Origin of the sequence: Campylobacter sp. W0066.2, from assembly GCF_024723515.1 — a bacterium.
Taxonomy (GTDB): domain Bacteria; phylum Campylobacterota; class Campylobacteria; order Campylobacterales; family Campylobacteraceae; genus Campylobacter_D.
Map to the genome: position 1 here is coordinate 41,978 of NZ_JANQCV010000002.1, position 18,504 is coordinate 60,481.

An 18,504-nucleotide genomic window follows, 5' to 3' on the forward strand; every position below is an offset into this window, starting at 1 on the left:
ATGGGAGTTGGAACAAGTTTGATTGTGTCTTTGGTGCAAATTTTTTCTTTAGTGATTGAAATTTATGTTTGGATTATAATCATTGCTGCATTGATTTCTTGGGTAAGGCCTGATCCGTACAATCCTATAGTACAAATTTTATATCGTTTAACTAATCCTGCTTATGCTTTTGTAAGAAGATTTATTCCTACTACTATAGGAAGTATTGATTTAGCACCTTTGATTATTATTTTAGGGTTAAAATTTATTCAAATATTTTTATCAAATTTAATTTTAGGAAGTTTATAAGTGTTGAAAAAAAGTGTAGTATTGCTTTTAGCTGGAGTAGTTTTTGCAAATAGTGCTATGTATTCTTATAAAGAATTAGAGCAAAAACCAAATTCTTTGGCTAAGGATTATTATTTATATCGTTTATTAGAAAAAAATGAATTTAAAAAAGAAGAAGTTGAAGGTTTAAAAGAACATATTTATCGTTATGCAGGGCGTATTAAAAATGCTATTGAAGCGATCATTCCACCTTTGGGATATAATAAAGAATATGAAGCTTGTTATAAATTTAACACACAAAATATCTTAGATGCTAATGTTACTTGTCAGCTTATAAGATTAAACAGCTTAACTTTTATACAAGATCTTAATGCTTCAACGCGTAATGAGATGAAAAAAATTATCCCACAAGATAATCCAAATTTAGTAAAGCTTCTAGAAGCTTTTAGTGCTAAAGATCCTCTAAGTTATGCGGTTTTAAATTATGATAGTGCAAATTTTTATAAAATTTATGGCTTTTTAAAAGATAAAAAGGATTTTTTCCTAGAAAAAGATTTTGTAAATGAATTAGCAAAAGAAAAAGAATTTACAAATTTTGTAAAAGAAATTATCATTAAGAAAAAAAGTCCATTGATAAGAAAATCTTTGGTCAATGTAGATGCAAAATTAACTTTTCAAGATAATGCATTTTACTTAGGTGTGAATGCTATTTTAGAAAATGATGATAAAAAAGCACTAGAGTTTTTCCAAGTAGCAAAAGATACTTTTAAAAGCAAGCCTTTAGTAGATAATGCAAATTTTTGGATTTATTTAATCACTCAAGATAAAAAGTATCTTGATGAGCTTGCTCAAAGTGATTCTTTAAATATTTATAGTCTTTATGCAAGAGAGTTAAAGGGCTTGCCTTTGCCTAAAATAGAAGAATTAAGTCCAAAAAAACAAAAAAATGATTTTGATATGAAAGATCCTTTTGCTTGGCAAAAACTTGCAAAAGAAATTGCAAAAGGCACTCCTAATGAGCTAGAAAAACTTGCAAAAGATTTTTATACTAAAGAAAATATCGCTATTTATGCTTATATTAAAGAAAGAGCTGAGGGTTTTAAAAAACACTATTTCATTATGCCTTATTTTGAGTATTTAAAAGATTATTCTACACAAAGAAAGGCTATGATTTTAGCTTTAGCTAGACAAGAAAGCCGTTTTATCCCAACAGCCATTTCTACTTCTTATGCTTTGGGTATTATGCAATTTATTCCATTTTTAGCTAATCATATAGGCAATAAAGAGTTACAAATTCCAAATTTTGACCAAGATATGCTTTTTGACCCAAAAACAGCTTATACTTTTGCAAATCATCATTTAGATTATTTAGAATCTAAACTTAATTCTCCAGTTTTTGTGGCTTATGCTTATAATGGAGGCATAGGATTTACCACTAGAATGCTCAAAAGAGAAGATATGTTTAGAGCAGGAAAGTACGAGCCATTTTTATCTATGGAGCTAGTTCCTTATGCAGAAAGTAGGGTGTATGCTAAAAAGGTTTTAGCTAATTATATTGTGTATTTGCATCTTCTGAACGATAATACACCGATTTCGAAATTTTTTGAAACTTTAACTCAAAACACTGATTCTCAAAACACAAATCAAGTTGTAAAATAGGTTTTTGTACCAACTCATCAAGGGTGATTTTGTAATAACTTGCATAATCACTTTTGATGATATATTTAAACAACTCATCATTTTTATCTAAGGCTTTTAAGTTGGTTTTTTCTCCATCTATGAGTATTGAAATTTGCTCTTGTTTTATATTAATATTTGGTAAAAAACTAAGCACAAAAACTTCTTTTTGGCTTTTTTCATCTAATACAGGATTTAGATAACTTAACAAAGCTACTACTCTATTATCTTTATAATTAAAATTGATTTTTTGTGCATACATAAGAGTTTGGCTTTTTAAATCTATTTCGCTTTGTTTTTGGGTTTTATTTGAGCATGCAGTAAAAATAAGTGTTAAAAAAATAATCATATAAATTTTTTTCATATTTTATTCCTAATTTTTTTATAATTATAAGCTTTTAACTTTTAAAAAGATATAATTTTGTTTATTTTCTTTGATTTAAGGAAGTTATGAAAAGATTAGTAATGGCTTTTAGTGGGCCTTCCAATTCAGGTAAAACAACTTTAATAACTCAAGTTGCTAAGTATTTTATGGAACAAAATTATAAAGTATGTATTATAAAACATGATCCAAAAGATAAAGCAAGTTTTGATATAGCAAAAAAAGATAGTTTTAAATTTTTTCAAAGCGGTGCTGATGTAATGGTTTTAAGCCCTACAAGGACAACTTTATTTACACATTCTCCAAGTACTTTAGATGAAGCTATTTCCAAACTAGGGGAATTTGATTTTTTATTTATAGAGGGCTTAAAAACCTTAGATATGCCAAGAATTAGTGTTTTTTGCAAAGAAGTAGATGAAAGCTATTTTGCTTATTCTAAGGCTATTGCAAGCTATGAGAAAATCGAAAATGAAAATTTAACTTGGCTTTATTTGGATGATTTAGAAAGTATTTGTGATTTTATATTAAAAAATTCAAAAAAAGTATAGGGGTAAAATATGCAAGAATTAATTAACGATATACAAAAAGCAGTGATTGAAATTTCAAAAGAGCTTAGATATTTAAAAGATTTTGATTATGCCACTTCTCAAAATGCAACCGGAGATAATCAATTAAAACTTGATGTAAAAAGTGATGAGATTATCACTAGAATTTTAAAGCAAAACAAAGGTATAAAAAGCTTAATTAGCGAGGAAAAGCAAGAGCAATTATTAGTCAATGAAAATGAAAAATACGTCGTTGCTTATGATCCTTTAGATGGTTCATCTTTGGTAGATGTGAATTTTGCTATAGGTTCTATTTTTGCTATTTATGAGCAAGAGGCTAGTGCAAAAAATCTAAAAGCAGCAGTTTATGCTATTTATGGTGTGCGCTTAGAGCTTATAGTATGCATAGATACTCCTAAGCTTTATAGGTTAAATGAAAATGATGAATTTGTTTTTGTTAAGAATTTAAAATTAAACGAAAAAGGCAAATTAAATGCAAGCGGTGGGACACAAAAAAATTGGTCAAATACTCATAGAGCTTTTATAAAAGCTTTATTTGATGAAGGATATCGTTTAAGATATTCAGGTGCTATGGTAAGTGATTTACACCAAATTTTACTCAAAGGTGGAGGATTATTTTCATATCCTGCAACAAGCGATGCGCCAAATGGAAAATTAAGAGCATATTTTGAAGTATTTCCTTTTGCTTTTATTTTTGAAAAAGCAGAAGGGCTTTCTACTAATGGAGAAAATGATTCTTTACTTGATTTGGAATTTGAAAAAATCCATGCAAGTACGCCATGCTTTTTGGGTTCAAAATATGAAATTGAAAAACTAAAACAAGCTTATAAAGGGCTTTAATGGCTGAAGTTAAAGATGAATTTGAACTAGCTTTGGAAGTTAAAAAAAATGAACTTCAAGCTTGTCAAAATGATAAAAACTTAAAATCTTGTTTACCTTGCTCTATGATTTTTGAGTGCTCTTTAAGAAAAGAGTATATTGATGCAGTTTATAAGAGTATGTCTAAAGGTAAAGAAGGTGGATTTGATTTTTAATTAAAGGTTGAAAATGCGTTATATTACTACTCCAATATATTATGTAAATGATGTGGCTCATATTGGTCATGCTTACACTACGATTATAGCAGATACTTTGGCTAGATTTTATCGCTTGCAAGGAGAAAAAACATTCTTTTTAACAGGTACAGATGAACATGGTCAAAAGATAGAGCAAGCTGCTAGCGCTAGAAATTTTACCCCTAAAGAATATGCAGATGAAATTAGTTCTAAGTTTAAAAAACTTTGGGATGAGTTTGAAATTTCTTATGATTATTTCATTAGAACTACAGATGAAAATCACAAATTAAGCGTACAAAAAGCATTTAAAAAAATGTTTGATAAAGGTGATATTTATAAAGGAACTTATGAAGGTTTTTATTGTGTTTCTTGTGAGAGTTATTTTACTCAAACTCAGCTTGTAAATGAGTGTCATTGTCCAGATTGTGGTAAAAAAACACAGCTTTTAAAAGAAGAAAGTTATTTTTTCAAGCTTTCTAAATATCAAGATCAAATTCTTAAATGGTATAAAGAAAAAGAGCCGATTTTACCTAAAAATAAGGCTAATGAATTAATCCACTTTGTAGAAGGTGGTTTAAAAGATCTTTCTATTACAAGAACAAGTTTTGAATGGGGTATAAAGCTTCCAAAAGAATTAAATGATGAAAAACATGTGGTGTATGTTTGGCTTGATGCTTTGATGAATTATGTGAGTGCTTTGGGTTATGGACTTGATGATAAAAATATGGATCTATGGCCTGCTCATATTCATTTTGTAGGTAAGGATATCTTGCGTTTTCATGCAGTGTATTGGCCTGCGTTTTTGATGAGTTTAGAACTTCCTTTGCCTAAATTTGTAGCAGCGCATGGTTGGTGGACTAAAGATGGTGAAAAAATGAGCAAATCTAAAGGCAATGTAGTAGCACCTAAAGAAGTAGCAGATGCTTTTGGTTTAGAAGCTTTTAGATATTTTTTACTCAGAGAAGTTCCTTTTGGCAATGATGGGGATTTTTCACAAAAAGCATTAATCACTAGAATCAATGCAGAATTAAGCAATGAGCTTGGAAATTTATTAAATAGAATTATTGGCATGAGTGCTAAGTATTCTCAAAATATTATTGAGTGTAAAGATGTGAATTTGCATTTTAATCAAGAATTAAATGAATGTAAAGAGTATTTAGATAATGCAATCAATGCTTTAGAAAATATCCAGCCAAATCGCTATTTAGAAGAGCTTTTTAAGGCTTTATCTTTAGCAAATTTAAGTATTAGCAAATATGAGCCTTGGAATTTAATTAAAAATGATCAAATGCAAAAAGCTAATGCCTTAGTGGCTTTATGTGCTAATATTTTAACAAAGGTTACTGTTTTACTTTCAGCTGCTATGCCAAAAACAGCTTTAAAAATTGCCAAAGCTTTAAATTTTGAAATTTCAAACGAAAATTATCAAAAACTAATTTTAAATAATCAATTGTGCGATTTAAAATCAAGTGCATGTGAAGCTTTATTTCCAAAAGTCGAATTAACCCAAGAGAACAAAAAAGAAGAAAAAGTAGAAGAAAAGCCAAGTTTAGCTCAAATTAAAATCGATGATTTTAAAAAAATCGAAATTAAAGTAGCATTAGTAAAAGATTGTCAAAATATAGAAGGCAGTGAAAAGCTTTTAAAATTTCAACTTGAGCTTGAAAATGGCGAGTTAAGACAAGTACTTTCTGGTATTGCTAAATTTTATAAAGCTAGTGAATTAATAGGCAAGCAAGTTTGCGTCATTACCAATCTAAAAAAAGCTAAAATTTTTGGCCATGAAAGTCAAGGTATGATTTTAAGTGCCCAAAAAGGTGAAAAATTAGTTTTAATTAGTCCACAAAGCTTTATTGAAAATGGAGCTTTAATAGGTTAGATGAATATTTCTAATTTTATTGAGCTTATTAATGCCCAAGTTTTAAACCATGGAGCAACTTCTAGCGTTTATGATTTTAGTATCGATTTAAACAAAGTTAAACAAGCAAGTGTTTTTTTTGCTAAAAATAGTGAACAAGCTAGTTTTGCTATAAAACTTGGAGCTTATGTTATAGTAAGCGAGGAGAAATTAAGTCTTGAAGATAAAGATGTGTTTTATCTTCAAGTTGATGATCTTGAAAAAGCTATTTTTAGACTTTTTAGATTTTTATGTGAAGAAAAATCTTATGAATTTCTATACTGTAATCATATAGAATTAAAATTTGCAAAGGCATTTAATTTTAAAGTCTTAAACTCAAATATTTTATTAGATTTTGATCTTTTAAAAAATTCAAAAGAAAAAACTTTCTTTTGTTCTGATGATGAAAAATTTATTTTAAAATTAAAATCAAATTTTCATATCTTAAAAGCTTGTAAATATGAAATTTTAGGCTCAAAATCTTTATTTCAAACGAGCTTGCTTTGTAAAAATTTGTATTTTAAAGATTTAAAGTTTGCATTTTTTTATGCAGATGTTTTTGCTAGTTTTATTGAATTTATAGAAAGTCAAAAATTATCTTTTTATTTTAATGATAAAAAATTAGAACTTTTTAAAGCCTATTTTTTGAACTCAAAAAATGAAATTTGTGCTTTTGGGGGTAGTTCTAGAGTAGTTTTACTTGTAGAAAATGAAAAAGATTTTGATTTTATAGCACAAAATTTTCAAGGCGTTAAAGATTTTAAAATAGCATTGAAAAATTCACTATTTTGTGATTTCTCTTATGCAAATTTAAATGAATTAAAGAATTTTTTTGATTTTAAATATTGTCTGATCAAAGAATACAAAGAAGATTTTTTAGAATACTTTCTTACTCAAGAAAAAAATATTAGTTTATTTGATTAAAATATTATTTTCATAAGTAATAAAATTAGCATTTTACTTTAGAGTAAAATGCTTTTTAAATTATTTTTCGTTAATTTCTGCTTCGATGTTGATTTGTACTTCATCGCTAAGTGTTAAACTAGAAGTATCTGGAGCAAATTTAAAATCGCTTCTTTTGATTTGTCCTTGTAAAGTAAATCCTGCTTTTTCTTTGCCACTATCTGTTTTGATAACCCCACCAATTTCGGTATCTAAAACGATATCTTTGCTTATACCAGCAATGTTTAATGAGCCATACATTTTACCTTTTTCGTCAGAAATTTTTTCATATTTACTCATGGTAAAAGTGATGTTTGGATGAGTTTTTGCTTTGAAAAAATCATCTTGTTGTAAATGAGCATCTCTTGCTTTATTTTCAGTATTTATAGAAGCAACTTTTACATTTGCTTGAAGTTTGTTAAATTCAAATTTAGCGCTATCAAAATCAATCACCGCATCATAGTCTTTAAAATTTCCATTTACATTACTAATTTGTAAATGTTTGATTTTAAAAGCTACATTTGTATGAGCTTTATCTAGAATAAATTCTTTACTTAAAGCATTGCTTGCTAAAATAGAAGCAGCTAAAAAAGAACCAAGTAGTAATTTTTTCATGTTTTCTCCTTAATATTAAAAATGCAAATTATACAAATGAAAATAAAATGAAAATAAATTTTTAAATATATTCTATAAAATCTTTCACATTAGCTTCTTTAAAGCCTTTTAATCTTAATAAACAACTATCACATTTGCCACAAGCTTTATCTTCTCTTTCATAGCAAGACCAAGTATGTTCTAAAGCTACCTTTTCTTTTAAGGCTAAATCAACTATTTGTCCTTTACTTAGATGAACTAGTGGGGTTTTAATTATGAAATGACAAGTTTTTGTAGTACCTTCATTGATAAACTCACTCGCTTTTCGTATGAAATTTGCACTACAATCAGGATAACCACTGCTATCTTCTTGTACTACTCCTATGAAAATACTTTCACATTTTTCTTTTTCAGCTATGGCTCCTGCAATAGATAAAAAAATACCATTTCTAAAAGGAACATAAGTATTTGGAACTTCTTTTTCGTGTAGTTTTTCTTTGGGAATTTCTAAATTTAAATCCGTTAAAGAATTGCCACCAATATTTGCTATAAATGAAACATCTAAAATATATTTTGTTTTTATATTAAGTTTTTCACAAATTTTATTAAAACATTCTCTTTCTTTAAGCATGGTGCGTTGATTATAATCAAAATGCAAAGCAATGATTTCATATCCTTCTTTTTTGGCTAAATACGCACATAAAGTACTATCCATACCACCACTTATAATACAAAGAGCTTTTTTCATACTTTTCCTTAATTTTGATATAATTTGAAATTATAAAATCAAAAGGATAATAATGATTTTTTGTGAAGAAGAAATGGATATTTCTTTTCTTGAAAAAATTGCCCAAAAAATGAGTGATCAAAATATAGAACTTGTTTTAGTAGATGAAAAAACCATGCATGAAATTAATCTTAACCAAAGAGGAGTAGATAAAACTACAGATGTTTTGTCTTTTCCTTTAGTGCAAAATTGTGAAAATTTACTTGGCAGTATAGTGATAAATTTAGATGAAGTAAGTAAAAAGGCTATGGAATATAAACATAGCGAAAAAGAAGAAATGGCATTGCTTTTTATACATGCCATGCTTCATTTACAAGGTTATGATCATGATGTAGATCAAGGACAAATGAGACAAAAAGAACAAGAATGGATTGAGTATTTTAAATTGCCAAAAAGTTTGATTATAAGAGTGCAAGGGGATTAAATGTTTAAAAAGATTGCTTCTAGCTTAAGTTTATGCGTGAGTTTGTATGCTTATAATGAAAATACATTTACTTTAAATATTTTAGAAGGAAAGGAATTTGATATTTATCTATATAGCTCTAGTAAAAGTAACACTAGTTATGGATTTGTTCAAACAAAACAAAAACAATACAGTTTTTGGGGTAGTGTTAAAAATGATGAGTATTATATAGATATAGCAGATTTTGGAACTTGCGTTTTAAAAGATATATATAAAAATAAATTTGAAGCCCTGTGTAAAATAGATGGTATAAAAAAAGAATTTAACTTTTTAGCTAATAAATCCAGTGCAAGTATTTATCAATTATCACTTAAAGAACAAAAACAAGTAGAAGACAATAAGAATATTGAATTTGATTTTAGTGAAGATATATTAAAACTATCAAGTCAAAATAAAAATTTAGAAAAAATTATTGATGATTTTAATGAGAATATAGATAAAAATTCATTAAAACAAAAAGCAAAAGAAAGTTTTGATAAATGGAATAAAGAAGATATTTCTAATAATGAGTTTTTTTCTCAAGCTTATATATTTTATCAAGATGAACATATCATCTCTTTGGGAAAAAATATTTATGAGTATAAAGGTGGTGCTCATGGTATGACTAATTTTTTAAGAAAAACTTATAGTATTGATGATATGAAGCTTCTTAGATTGAAAAATGAGTTAAAAATAGAAAATGAAGATTTTCAGAATATGATTAAGCAAAAGATTTTAAGTTTATATAATGAAAATGAGTTATTTGATATTAAAGAGCTTAAAATAAGTGAAATTTTTGAAGTGAGAAAAAACGGATTAGTTTTGATATGGGAACCTTATGATATAGCTCCATATTCAACAGGAGTAATTGAAATTTTTATAAGTTATGATGAGTTAAAACCTTTTTGGAAAAATAATTCAAAATTAGCTTATTTGAGTAAAATCAAATAAGCTTTTAATCGTCAAATTTTTGTCTTAAAATCGTTCCATTATCATCTATGTAAAGTTTCATTTGATTATTAAGTTTGATTTTATAATAAGAAATTTTTCTTTCTATCTCTATGATTGCTGCGTTAGGATAGATATTTTTAATGGTATTTTGTATTGTTAGGGGTAAAATTGCGTAATTTAACGATCTAAAATTTTCAGCCTCTTTAAATTCTCCATTGAGTGAAAACTCAATTTCACTTCCATCACTTAAATAAATCTCATAAGAATAACCATCTTGCTCTACTAGACCTATTTCTGCATTAAAATAATCTTTGATAAATTGTTTGATATTTACCGGTAAAGAATCAGGTGCTATGACTATACCTGCATTAAGAGTATTTAAACTAATCAAAAAAGCTAAAGCTAGTTTTTTCATTTTTAACCTTATTATATTTTTGACGATATTGTATCTTATTAATGTGAATTTTATGTGTAAGCTAGAATTTAAATGGCTTTTTGTTATAATTATTAAAAATACAAAGTAGGGCAATGGTAGCTTCATTTTTAATCGCTTTTAATGTTATTGTATTTATTTTTGTAAATTATCTTTATTTTGGTTCTTTAAATTTAGATACTATTTTGGGTTTAAATTTATTTTTTTTTCAAGGATTTTATTGGCAAATTTTAAGCTCAATATTTATGCATGGAAATTGGCCTCATTTGATTTTAAATATGATAGTGCTTTTTCAATTTGGCTCTATGCTTGAAAAATACTTAAAAAGTTTTAAATTTGCTCTGCTTTATTTAATCGGTGGAATTCTTTGCTCTTTGCTTAGTGCTTTTTATGTGTATTTAAGTTTTGATGGCAGTTTTGTAAATGTAGTGGGCGCAAGTGGTGCTATATGTGTTTTAATGGGGTATTATGCGTATTTGGATAAAACTGCTACTAAAGGACTTATCGTGGCTATATTGTTAATGAGTTTCGTGCCTATTTTTATGGGTGTTAATATAGCTTGGTATGCACATATTTTTGGCTTTATATGTGGATATGCTTTGGGTAAATTTAAGGTTATAAGATGAAATATATCTATTTTATTCGTCATGCTAAAGCTCAAAAAGAAAATTACGATCAAGATTTACAACGAGAACTTAGTTCTAGTGGAAAAGATGATTTAAAAACTATGATTTATAGGATTAAGGATTTAGAATTTAAAGCCCAAAGCGTTATCTCAAGTCCTGCTAAGCGCTGTATAAAAACAGCACAAAAACTCTGTAAAAGCTTTTCTTTAAAAGAAAAAGATATCAAGATAGAAAAAAGCTTTTATGATGGTAATTTAAAGGATGTGTTAAATTTTATAAAAGAATTAAAAGAGAGTAGGGTAGTGCTAATTATGCATAATCCTTTATTGCAAGAACTTTGTGAATATTTAGCTTATATAGATTTAGAAAACTTTCCAACTTCTGCTATTTTATGTATGCAATTTGATATAAAAGAATTTAAAGATATAAAAGAACACAGCGGGGAAGTTGTGTTTTTTGATTATCCTAAAAGTCAAGAAAATAACTAATCTACATTTTTAAACTTCAATTTTATTTAAGCAAAAATATAAACTAAAATTTAGTTGAAATAAAAAATATATATTTTAGTCTTTCATAGTTGCATAAAATAACTTATAATATTTTTCAAAAAATTATACTTATTTTTTTATGGATAAATTATTTTCATCCAAAAAATAAAATACTTTAAATACTATAATATAGGTATTTTAAAATATATTTTACTTATGTATAAACAGATAAATATAAAAGTTTGAAAATTATAGTTTTCAATACAAAATATATATAATTTCAAGATTTTATTATTTATCATATAATTTTACATATATATTAAGTTTAAATTAAAATATTTTTATAGACTAAAAAAAGCTAAAATGATGAGTAAAAAGGCAAATAAATATAAAAGTTTAGCTTGTAAGGAATTTTTGGTTTTATTTGGATTTTTGGATTAATCTTGAAAGTTGTCTTGCTAAGTTTTTTCATATTTTCTCTAAATTCATAAAGTCTTTTTTCTTGTGCAAAGTCATTGTTTGAAGTATTGTTTTGGTTTACTTGCTTTTGCGTAGTTTTTTCTTAAAAAAACATATCATCACCCTATTTTGTTTTTTATAATTATAGCTTGATATTTTTGTAAGTAAGATTTTTTTATAATTTTTTAAGCTGTTTTAGAAGTTTTGGAGACTAAAAATGAAATATCCTCTAGATTATGAAGAAAATTTTGAAAAGTCATTTTTATTTTGGCTTTGTAGATATGTGAAATTTAAGCTTAATTCTTTGTCAAATAAGGAATTAAAAGACCCCCAAGCCTTGGCTGTAGTAAATTTAGCTCTAAATAAGGGTGTTAAAAATATACAAGAGCTTGATGCTTATGTAAAAAAAGCAAGAAATGCAGGACTTAGCGGTGTAAATACGTATTTTAATCCTTTGAAAAAACTTTATGAGTATTTGTTATTTTACAAGCTTTATTCACTAAAACAAATTGATGAAGAGCTTTTAGTGGAAATTTTAGCAAGTATTAGTGCTTCTTTATCTGATGCGAGTAAGAAAAATTATCGTATAGCTGTGATTAATTTTTTTGCATTTTTAGATAAACAAAATGAAGAAGATCAAAAGGCGCACATTTTTGATATTAATCTTAAAAATTGGGCGGGTATAAGTGGTTCTAAGGGGGTTAAGCTACCTGAGTATATGAGTGAAGATGAAGTGAGTAAATTTTTAGATGCTATCGATAATACAGATTTTAAAAGCAATACTATACGCAATCGTTTGATTATTAAAATCATCATTTTTACAGGAATTAGGGTTAGTGAAGCTATTAATATAAAATTAAAAGATATTAGCAAAGAAAATGATCTTTATATTATACGCATTAGAGCTAAAGGTAATAAATACCGCGTTGTGATGATTAAAAAAGAGCTTATAGAGTATCTTTTAAAAGATGTAAGGGTAAATTATCTTTCTTGTGATGGGCTTTTGTTTGTTAATCGCAATGGTAAAGCCCTAACACAAGCTTATGTTTCTCGTATAGTAGAACAAATTTTATTTAAAGCAGGAATTCGCAAGCAAAAAAACGGAGCTCATATGTTAAGACACACTTTTGCTACCCTACTTTATAAAAAACAAAAAGATTTAGTTTTAGTCCAAGAAGCGCTAGGTCATGCAAGTTTAAATACTTCAAGAATTTACACACATTTTGATAATGAAAAGCTAAAATTAGCCGCAGAAGTAGCTAAAAAACTTCACGATAGAAATTAATTTTTTATAAAAAAATCCGATATATCCTTTAAAAGAAAGGATATATCATGCAAATAAATAATTATGCTAGTAGTAAAATCAATCCTTATGTTTTAAACACTCAAAAAGAAGAAAAAGAAAGCAAAGAGAGCAAGAATTTTATAGAGTTTAAATTCACTCAAGGTATAAAAGAACTTGAAAAAAGTGTTAAAGAAAGTCAAAATGGAGAAAAATCAGAAGATGAGTTAAGTAAACTTTATAAAGAACTTTCTAAAATACAAGCTAAAATAGCAGAATTAAATGCTAAATTACAATCAAGCCAAGATCCACAAAAAGCTCAAATGATCAATTCTCAAATTCAAAGTTTAAATTCGCAAATGCAAAGCATTTATGCAAGAATAACCCAAATGTTATCTCAAGCCATGCAAGCTATGCAATGACTTTAATGTTTTTTAGCATTTAAAAACACACTAAGAATGATCAAAGTAAAAGCAAAAAGATCAATCACGCTATAAATAGTTCCTAAAAATAAAAAACTCATAAAAGCAGCAGCCACAGGTTCTATACAAGCTATTATACTAGCTTTAAAAGCTCCTATTAATTCAACTCCTTTTAAATATAAACAAAAAGCCCCTATTGTACCTATAAATACAATCCCACTCATAGCCAAAAAGGAATTTAAAGAAAAATCATGTTTTGGGATATTTCCTTGTAATAATACAAAAAGCAAAAAAGAAGCAAATAAACTAGCCAAACCCATGATTAAAAATAAGCCATATTTTGCTATGATAAGCCTAGCACTCAAAGAATAAAACGCTACTCCAAGAGCTCCAACAAAAGCCCAAATAACACTTCTTATATCAAGTTTTAAGTTGTTAATATCTCCATTTGTTATAAGTAAAAATAAAGCAAAAAGTATTAAAAACAAAGCGATTAACTCTATTTTTTTAGGTAAAATTTTATTTTTAAAACACATAAAAAGCATTATGATTAATGGTGCGTTGTATTGTATCATCGTGGCAGTTCCTGCATCGGTATAATAAATAGCTTTAAAATAACCATATTGAGTTATCAATAAACCAAAAATAGAAAAAATCAAAAGAGAGCTAAGTTCTTGTTTTTGCTTTAGCAATTTTAATTTGAAATTTTTTCCACCCAAGATTATTAAAATAATGCCTGTAAAAAGCAAACGATAAAAACTTACCCATTCAGCAGAGTAATGATTTTTAAACAAATATTCAGCCAAAACTCCACTTACAGCCCAAAATATCCCACCAAGTATGACTAGAAAAACTCCCAAAAAACACCTTTAATCTTATTAATTTATATAATATTTGTAGTAAAATATTATTATATCATTAAATGTATATATTTTAAGGAAAATTAATGACTTATTTAGAGATTGATGGTGTTGAAAAATTAAATGGAGAAGTGATAATAAGCGGTGCAAAAAATGCTGCACTCCCTTTGATAGCTTCAAGTATTTTAGCTAAAAATGAAGTTCAAATTTCAAATTTACCAAATGTAGCAGATATTTGCACCCTACTTTCTTTGCTTGAAAATTTAGGAGCAAATTATACTTTTAAAGACAATTTTGCAAAAATAAATACAAAACATTTAAATAAAACCATAGCAAAATACGACATCGTGCGTAAAATGCGTGCTTCTATACTCACCTTAGGGCCTTTACTAGCTAGATTTGGAAATTGTGAAGTTTCTTTACCGGGAGGTTGTGCTATAGGTCAACGCCCTATTGATTTGCACCTTTTAGCTTTAGAAAAAATGGGAGCTAATATTGAGATTAAACAAGGCTATGTGGTAGCTAGTGGAGAGCTTAAGGGTGCTGATGTGATGTTTGATAAAATCACTGTTACAGGTAGTGAAAATATCATTATGGCAGCGGCTCTAGCTCATGGCAAAACTAGACTTTTAAATGTTGCTAAAGAGCCTGAAGTAGTGCAACTTTGTGAGGTTTTAGCTAGAGCTGGGCTTGATATACAAGGCATAGGATCTTCTGAGCTTGAAATTTATGGCACAAGTGGAGAGCTTTTAGAATTTAAACCTTTTGAAATCATTCCTGATCGTATTGAAGCAGGAACTTATCTGTGTGCAGGAGCTATCACTAACTCAAAAATCACTCTAAAAAAAGTCAATGCAAGCCATCTTAGCGCAGTTTTAGCAAAGCTAGAGCAAATGGGTTTTAGCTTTGATATTAATGAAGATAGTATTAGTATAAATCCTGCTAAAGAAATCAAACCAGTTGAAATTTTAACTAGTGAATATCCAGGCTTTCCAACGGATATGCAAGCACAATTTATGGCTTTAGCTTTAAAAGCAAATGGCACAAGTATTATTGATGAGAGATTATTTGAAAATCGTTTTATGCATGTAAGTGAGCTTTTAAGAATGGGAGCTGATATAAGATTAAACGGGCATATTGCTACTATAAATGGCACTAAAGAGCTTTTGGGAGCTGATGTTATGGCTACTGATTTGCGTGCGTCTTCTGCTTTGATTTTAGCAGCTTTAGCAGCTAAAGGCACAAGCAAAATTCATAGAATTTATCATCTTGATAGAGGATATGAAAATTTAGAAGAAAAATTTAAAAAACTAGGTGCAAGTATAAGAAGGCTTGAAGAATGAGAGATATTTTTGCAACTTTAGATTTTTTAAAAGAACAAATCAAAGCAAAAAATGAATTTCAAAGAGTAAATTTGACACAGGCTTTGGGGTGTATTTTATATGAAGATATTTTTGTGAAAAAAAACCTACCCGCTTTTGATAATTCTGCCCTAGATGGTTATGCATTAAATTATACACATAAGAATGAATTACTAGAAATAAAAGGAAGCATTTTAGCAGGCGATAAAAATGATTATATTATAGAAAAAAATGAATGCTATAAAATCATGACAGGAGCTAAAATTCCTCAAAATGCAAATACCATTTTAATGTTTGAAGAAGCTTTGCTTGAAGATGAAAAGCTCAACGCTAAAAACGCTAAAGAAAACAATGCCATCCGTTTTAAAGGCGAGGAAGCAAAGCTTGGAGAGCTTTTGTTTAAAAAGGGACAAAAAATCACTTCAGGTTTGATAGCTATGCTTGCTGCTCAAGGAATTTATGAGCTAAAAGTCGTTAAAAAAATGCGTGTTGGGATTTTTTCAAGTGGAGATGAGCTTGTAGAACCTTGGGAAAATGCCGATGAATACAGCATATACAATGCAAATGCTTTTGGAATTTATGCTATTTTGCAAGATTATGCTGATGTTGAGTATTTAGGACTTATAAAAGATGATTTAAATGCATATAAAAAGCTTTTAGAAAATAAAGAATTTGATATGCTTATAAGCAGTGGTGGAGCTAGCGTGGGTGAGGCTGATTTTATCAAACAAGCTTTGCTTGAGTGTGATTTTAGCCCTATTTTTGAAAAAGTCAATGCTAAACTTTGCAAGCATGTAAAACTTTTTAGTAAAAGCGATATGCTTTTTCTAGCCCTACCAGGAAATCCTTTGGCCTCTTTAGTTTCAACGCATATTTTTGCAAAAAATATACTCAATTTACTTTATGGTAAAGAACTTTTGGAATTTGATAAAGCAAGATTGACTAAAGATTTAAATTTCAAAGGCCAAAGAAATGATTTTGCTTTTGGAAAATTAGTCGATGGGTATTTTAAACCAAGTGAAGCTAAATTTGGCTCAGGTATGCTAAAACCTTTATGTGAAAACACGCATATTTTAATCACACAAATTGATGATACAAAATTAGCAAAAGATCAAGAAGTTAAAGTTTTAAAATTTAATAGGGTATTACACTACCCTATTTTGAATGATTAACTTCTTGCTTTATCTAAGGTTTTAAAAAGATTATTTAAGATATTTTCTTCATTTTTTTGGTATTTACTTTGGCGTAATTTCTCCCAAGCATATACGCTATAATCTTTAGAAATCGAACCTATATTTAAATCTGTATTACTAAAAGCATTGTTGCTATCTTTTTTATACTCTTTTTCCTCTTTGTCTTTAAGTGCATTAAGCGTAGCTTGAAATTCATCTGAAGATGTGTTTTTTTCTTTGATTTTTGTCATATTATTTAGGGCTAACGGACTATTTTTATCATTTACTTGCATGAGAACTCCTTTTTTAAAATTTAATAGCTATAAGCAAAAAACATTCCTTAATTTTAAAAACTTGACAATAAAATAAAGTTTTGATAAAATCACACTCTACTTTCAAAATGCGGGAATAGCTCAGGGGTAGAGCACAACCTTGCCAAGGTTGGGGTCGCGAGTTCGAATCTCGTTTCCCGCTCCATTTTTTACACCCTAGTTTGACTCATGAGATTATTTAATCTATCCATTATAGAATTTGTATAAGAATTAATTGTGTTGCTTTGTGGTTTCCAACCATTAGCAAAATATTTTTTCATGTCGAAGTCTAATTGAGAATTTCCCATTGCTTCATTTTTTGAAATTCCATGTTCATAAAGATAAAGATGTATGTTTTGAAAACTTTCTTCAGCATAATACTTAAACAAAGATTGAAAATCGATTTTTTTTGTCATTATATCATCCAAGTGCATACTTGGGCTTCCAAAGCTTTCTTTTGCTCTAACTGCATTATGCATTTGTGCTTTTGGGTTTAAAGTGGTGTTTGGGCTATATAAAATACGCCCTTCTTGAGATTTTAAAAAACTCATAAATAAAGCTTCTTTAGGATAACTCCCATCTTCATTTTTTGGATAAACAGACATATCAGGCTTGAATTCATGCTCACCGCCTTTATTGATGTTGTTTAAGTCTTTCATAGATAGTCCTAGAGTTTCGGGCTTGATACCTGTTATTAACCCCCAAGAATCATCATAAATATTATTTGCCTCATTAAATTGCTCTGATGTTTTATATACATTTGAAATTTTTACATCAGAATAATCTGCCAAGAATTTAATGCGTATATCATTATTTCTTATTGTGTCTGAATGTTGAAAGCCTATGCCATATCCATTATAAAACCCATCAATAGCATAACCTTTTGGCATAGAATTAATATCTGCTTCACTAAAGCTTATTTTATCATTTGGAAAACTTTGATCTAAAGCACTAGAAAAAATATTATAATATTGTCTTATAGTATCAGCCATATCTATGTTTGTATAGTAATTTGAAATGCCTAGATATTCTTTTTCGCCCGCAATAATAGGATTGTTTTCAGCTACTCTATACAACTCATCTAAAGTAGATTTATGTATCTTAAAATCTTCAGGTAATCCCGCTGCTTTGTTAAAATCACTACCCATATAGCCACTAGAATCAACACTATAACCATAAGCCATAGAAGCAGGATTATTAGCTTGTCTATATTTTAAAGCATAAATAGAATTTTTAAAATCGCTTGATATATGATAATTAGGAGAATCGCTTTTAATACTATTTTGATTTAATATTGTTTCATTGAGTGCTAATGTTTGAGTATTATTACTTTGAATTTCAATTAATTTACTAGCATTTTGTTTAACAAAAGTATTTGCAAAATTTGTTTTTGAACTTGTTTTATTTTCTTTATTTGCTTTTGTTTGTGAAATGATAGAACCATAAGAGGAATTATCATACTCATTAGGCATTCCTTAGATTTAGATTTTGCCCTCAATCTTCAATCTTGCATTTTTACAAGCAAATTTT

The 18,504-nt window shown here is 27.9% G+C and carries 22 protein-coding genes and 1 tRNA gene; 16 read left to right on the forward strand and 7 right to left on the reverse strand.

The window, feature by feature from the left end:
- Positions 1-288 carry a YggT family protein gene (locus CAMP18498_RS01020; RefSeq protein WP_012661430.1) on the forward strand — a complete coding sequence of 96 codons (288 nt, stop codon included), beginning with the start codon at positions 1-3 and terminating at the stop codon, positions 286-288.
- Positions 289-1,926: a lytic transglycosylase domain-containing protein gene (locus CAMP18498_RS01025; RefSeq protein ID WP_337196875.1), complete on the forward strand. Its 1,638-nt coding sequence runs from the start codon at positions 289-291 to the stop codon at positions 1,924-1,926.
- Here the strand turns inward: CAMP18498_RS01025 and CAMP18498_RS01030 are convergent.
- The gene (locus tag CAMP18498_RS01030) at positions 1,814-2,308 is read right to left on the reverse strand and encodes a hypothetical protein (RefSeq protein ID WP_263675496.1); all 495 of its coding nucleotides are present in this window, start codon (positions 2,306-2,308) and stop codon (positions 1,814-1,816) included. The genes CAMP18498_RS01025 and CAMP18498_RS01030 overlap by 113 nt on opposite strands.
- Positions 2,309-2,394: 86 nt before the next feature.
- Between CAMP18498_RS01030 and mobB the strand changes: the two genes are divergently transcribed.
- Genes mobB through CAMP18498_RS01055 form a run of 5 tightly spaced genes read left to right on the forward strand, consistent with a single transcriptional unit; the run spans position 2,395 to position 6,768 of the window.
- Positions 2,395-2,874, forward strand: coding sequence for a molybdopterin-guanine dinucleotide biosynthesis protein B (gene mobB, locus CAMP18498_RS01035; RefSeq protein ID WP_337196877.1), 480 nt, complete (start codon positions 2,395-2,397; stop codon positions 2,872-2,874).
- Between the two features lie 9 nt (positions 2,875-2,883).
- The gene (locus CAMP18498_RS01040) at positions 2,884-3,732 is read left to right on the forward strand and encodes a class 1 fructose-bisphosphatase (protein WP_337196878.1); all 849 of its coding nucleotides are present in this window, start codon (positions 2,884-2,886) and stop codon (positions 3,730-3,732) included.
- Positions 3,732-3,926: a hypothetical protein gene (locus CAMP18498_RS01045; protein WP_149062294.1), complete on the forward strand. Its 195-nt coding sequence runs from the start codon at positions 3,732-3,734 to the stop codon at positions 3,924-3,926. Before CAMP18498_RS01040 ends, CAMP18498_RS01045 begins: the two co-directional genes overlap by 1 nt.
- 13 nt (positions 3,927-3,939) lie before the next feature.
- The gene (gene metG / locus CAMP18498_RS01050) at positions 3,940-5,826 is read left to right on the forward strand and encodes a methionine--tRNA ligase (protein ID WP_337196881.1); all 1,887 of its coding nucleotides are present in this window, start codon (positions 3,940-3,942) and stop codon (positions 5,824-5,826) included.
- Positions 5,827-6,768: a hypothetical protein gene (locus tag CAMP18498_RS01055; RefSeq protein ID WP_337196883.1), complete on the forward strand. Its 942-nt coding sequence runs from the start codon at positions 5,827-5,829 to the stop codon at positions 6,766-6,768.
- Between the two features lie 60 nt (positions 6,769-6,828).
- On the opposite strand, the gene CAMP18498_RS01060 is transcribed toward CAMP18498_RS01055, so the two are convergent.
- Positions 6,829-7,401 (reverse strand): YceI family protein, encoded by a 573-nt coding sequence (locus CAMP18498_RS01060; RefSeq protein WP_337196885.1) that lies wholly within the window; start codon positions 7,399-7,401, stop codon positions 6,829-6,831.
- 61 nt (positions 7,402-7,462) lie between these two features.
- Positions 7,463-8,128: a 7-cyano-7-deazaguanine synthase QueC gene (gene queC / locus CAMP18498_RS01065; RefSeq protein ID WP_337196886.1), complete on the reverse strand. Its 666-nt coding sequence runs from the start codon at positions 8,126-8,128 to the stop codon at positions 7,463-7,465.
- A gap of 52 nt (positions 8,129-8,180) precedes the next feature.
- Between queC and ybeY the strand changes: the two genes are divergently transcribed.
- A complete protein-coding gene (gene ybeY, locus CAMP18498_RS01070; protein WP_337196888.1) occupies positions 8,181-8,591 on the forward strand; it encodes an rRNA maturation RNase YbeY in 411 nt (136 codons plus the stop codon).
- Entirely contained in the window at positions 8,592-9,560 is a 969-nt protein-coding gene (locus CAMP18498_RS01075; RefSeq protein ID WP_337196890.1) for a DUF3298 and DUF4163 domain-containing protein, read from the forward strand.
- A 4-nt stretch (positions 9,561-9,564) separates the two neighbouring features.
- On the opposite strand, the gene CAMP18498_RS01080 is transcribed toward CAMP18498_RS01075, so the two are convergent.
- The gene (locus CAMP18498_RS01080; RefSeq protein ID WP_337196892.1) at positions 9,565-9,975 is read right to left on the reverse strand and encodes a PepSY-like domain-containing protein; all 411 of its coding nucleotides are present in this window, start codon (positions 9,973-9,975) and stop codon (positions 9,565-9,567) included.
- 113 nt (positions 9,976-10,088) lie between these two features.
- Between CAMP18498_RS01080 and CAMP18498_RS01085 the strand changes: the two genes are divergently transcribed.
- The 4 genes from CAMP18498_RS01085 to CAMP18498_RS01100 all read left to right on the forward strand — a co-directional run bounded on the left by CAMP18498_RS01085 (position 10,089) and on the right by CAMP18498_RS01100 (position 13,270).
- Complete coding sequence (locus tag CAMP18498_RS01085; RefSeq protein ID WP_133318917.1) at positions 10,089-10,619, forward strand: rhomboid family intramembrane serine protease; 531 nt, start codon at positions 10,089-10,091, stop codon at positions 10,617-10,619.
- On the forward strand, positions 10,616-11,107 hold the full coding sequence (locus CAMP18498_RS01090) for a SixA phosphatase family protein (protein ID WP_337196894.1): 492 nt from the start codon (positions 10,616-10,618) through the stop codon (positions 11,105-11,107). Before CAMP18498_RS01085 ends, CAMP18498_RS01090 begins: the two co-directional genes overlap by 4 nt.
- Positions 11,108-11,783: 676 nt before the next feature.
- On the forward strand, positions 11,784-12,851 hold the full coding sequence (locus tag CAMP18498_RS01095; RefSeq protein WP_337196895.1) for a tyrosine-type recombinase/integrase: 1,068 nt from the start codon (positions 11,784-11,786) through the stop codon (positions 12,849-12,851).
- 47 nt (positions 12,852-12,898) lie between these two features.
- Positions 12,899-13,270: a hypothetical protein gene (locus CAMP18498_RS01100; RefSeq protein ID WP_337196897.1), complete on the forward strand. Its 372-nt coding sequence runs from the start codon at positions 12,899-12,901 to the stop codon at positions 13,268-13,270.
- 2 nt (positions 13,271-13,272) lie between these two features.
- On the opposite strand, the gene CAMP18498_RS01105 is transcribed toward CAMP18498_RS01100, so the two are convergent.
- The gene (locus CAMP18498_RS01105) at positions 13,273-14,130 is read right to left on the reverse strand and encodes a DMT family transporter (protein ID WP_337196899.1); all 858 of its coding nucleotides are present in this window, start codon (positions 14,128-14,130) and stop codon (positions 13,273-13,275) included.
- Positions 14,131-14,216: 86 nt separating this feature from the next.
- Here CAMP18498_RS01105 and murA point away from each other — a divergent pair, with 86 nt between their 5' ends.
- A complete protein-coding gene (murA, locus tag CAMP18498_RS01110; protein WP_039618249.1) occupies positions 14,217-15,473 on the forward strand; it encodes a UDP-N-acetylglucosamine 1-carboxyvinyltransferase in 1,257 nt (418 codons plus the stop codon).
- Positions 15,470-16,663, forward strand: a complete 1,194-nt coding sequence (locus CAMP18498_RS01115) for a molybdopterin molybdotransferase MoeA (RefSeq protein ID WP_337196901.1) — start codon at positions 15,470-15,472, stop codon at positions 16,661-16,663. The genes murA and CAMP18498_RS01115 overlap by 4 nt, the downstream gene beginning before the upstream one ends.
- On the opposite strand, the gene CAMP18498_RS01120 is transcribed toward CAMP18498_RS01115, so the two are convergent.
- A complete protein-coding gene (locus CAMP18498_RS01120; RefSeq protein WP_039668370.1) occupies positions 16,660-16,956 on the reverse strand; it encodes an invasion antigen C in 297 nt (98 codons plus the stop codon). The two genes, CAMP18498_RS01115 and CAMP18498_RS01120, sit on opposite strands and share 4 nt — an antisense overlap.
- A gap of 109 nt (positions 16,957-17,065) precedes the next feature.
- Here CAMP18498_RS01120 and CAMP18498_RS01125 point away from each other — a divergent pair.
- Positions 17,066-17,140: transfer RNA gene (locus CAMP18498_RS01125), tRNA-Gly, on the forward strand.
- Between the two features lie 4 nt (positions 17,141-17,144).
- Here the strand turns inward: CAMP18498_RS01125 and CAMP18498_RS01130 are convergent.
- Entirely contained in the window at positions 17,145-18,446 is a 1,302-nt protein-coding gene (locus CAMP18498_RS01130) for a Cj0814 family flagellar-dependent secreted protein (protein WP_337196903.1), read from the reverse strand.
- Positions 18,447-18,504: the final 58 nt, after the last annotated feature.

What these genes read in the sequence shown, in the direction of transcription:
- CAMP18498_RS01020 (WP_012661430.1), top strand. Translation starts at nt 1, where the DNA reads ATGGGAGTTGGAACAAGTTTGATTGTGTCTTTGGTGCAAATTTTTTCT.
- CAMP18498_RS01030 (WP_263675496.1), bottom strand. Translation starts at nt 2,308, where the DNA reads ATGAAAAAAATTTATATGATTATTTTTTTAACACTTATTTTTACTGCA.
- CAMP18498_RS01055 (WP_337196883.1), top strand. Translation starts at nt 5,827, where the DNA reads ATGAATATTTCTAATTTTATTGAGCTTATTAATGCCCAAGTTTTAAAC.
- metG (WP_337196881.1), top strand. Translation starts at nt 3,940, where the DNA reads ATGCGTTATATTACTACTCCAATATATTATGTAAATGATGTGGCTCAT.
- CAMP18498_RS01130 (WP_337196903.1), bottom strand. Translation starts at nt 18,446, where the DNA reads ATGCCTAATGAGTATGATAATTCCTCTTATGGTTCTATCATTTCACAA.
- CAMP18498_RS01060 (WP_337196885.1), bottom strand. Translation starts at nt 7,401, where the DNA reads ATGAAAAAATTACTACTTGGTTCTTTTTTAGCTGCTTCTATTTTAGCA.
- CAMP18498_RS01115 (WP_337196901.1), top strand. Translation starts at nt 15,470, where the DNA reads ATGAGAGATATTTTTGCAACTTTAGATTTTTTAAAAGAACAAATCAAA.
- CAMP18498_RS01120 (WP_039668370.1), bottom strand. Translation starts at nt 16,956, where the DNA reads ATGCAAGTAAATGATAAAAATAGTCCGTTAGCCCTAAATAATATGACA.
- CAMP18498_RS01075 (WP_337196890.1), top strand. Translation starts at nt 8,592, where the DNA reads ATGTTTAAAAAGATTGCTTCTAGCTTAAGTTTATGCGTGAGTTTGTAT.
- CAMP18498_RS01100 (WP_337196897.1), top strand. Translation starts at nt 12,899, where the DNA reads ATGCAAATAAATAATTATGCTAGTAGTAAAATCAATCCTTATGTTTTA.
- CAMP18498_RS01045 (WP_149062294.1), top strand. Translation starts at nt 3,732, where the DNA reads ATGGCTGAAGTTAAAGATGAATTTGAACTAGCTTTGGAAGTTAAAAAA.
- mobB (WP_337196877.1), top strand. Translation starts at nt 2,395, where the DNA reads ATGAAAAGATTAGTAATGGCTTTTAGTGGGCCTTCCAATTCAGGTAAA.
- queC (WP_337196886.1), bottom strand. Translation starts at nt 8,128, where the DNA reads ATGAAAAAAGCTCTTTGTATTATAAGTGGTGGTATGGATAGTACTTTA.
- CAMP18498_RS01090 (WP_337196894.1), top strand. Translation starts at nt 10,616, where the DNA reads ATGAAATATATCTATTTTATTCGTCATGCTAAAGCTCAAAAAGAAAAT.
- ybeY (WP_337196888.1), top strand. Translation starts at nt 8,181, where the DNA reads ATGATTTTTTGTGAAGAAGAAATGGATATTTCTTTTCTTGAAAAAATT.
- murA (WP_039618249.1), top strand. Translation starts at nt 14,217, where the DNA reads ATGACTTATTTAGAGATTGATGGTGTTGAAAAATTAAATGGAGAAGTG.
- CAMP18498_RS01095 (WP_337196895.1), top strand. Translation starts at nt 11,784, where the DNA reads ATGAAATATCCTCTAGATTATGAAGAAAATTTTGAAAAGTCATTTTTA.
- CAMP18498_RS01085 (WP_133318917.1), top strand. Translation starts at nt 10,089, where the DNA reads ATGGTAGCTTCATTTTTAATCGCTTTTAATGTTATTGTATTTATTTTT.
- CAMP18498_RS01040 (WP_337196878.1), top strand. Translation starts at nt 2,884, where the DNA reads ATGCAAGAATTAATTAACGATATACAAAAAGCAGTGATTGAAATTTCA.
- CAMP18498_RS01080 (WP_337196892.1), bottom strand. Translation starts at nt 9,975, where the DNA reads ATGAAAAAACTAGCTTTAGCTTTTTTGATTAGTTTAAATACTCTTAAT.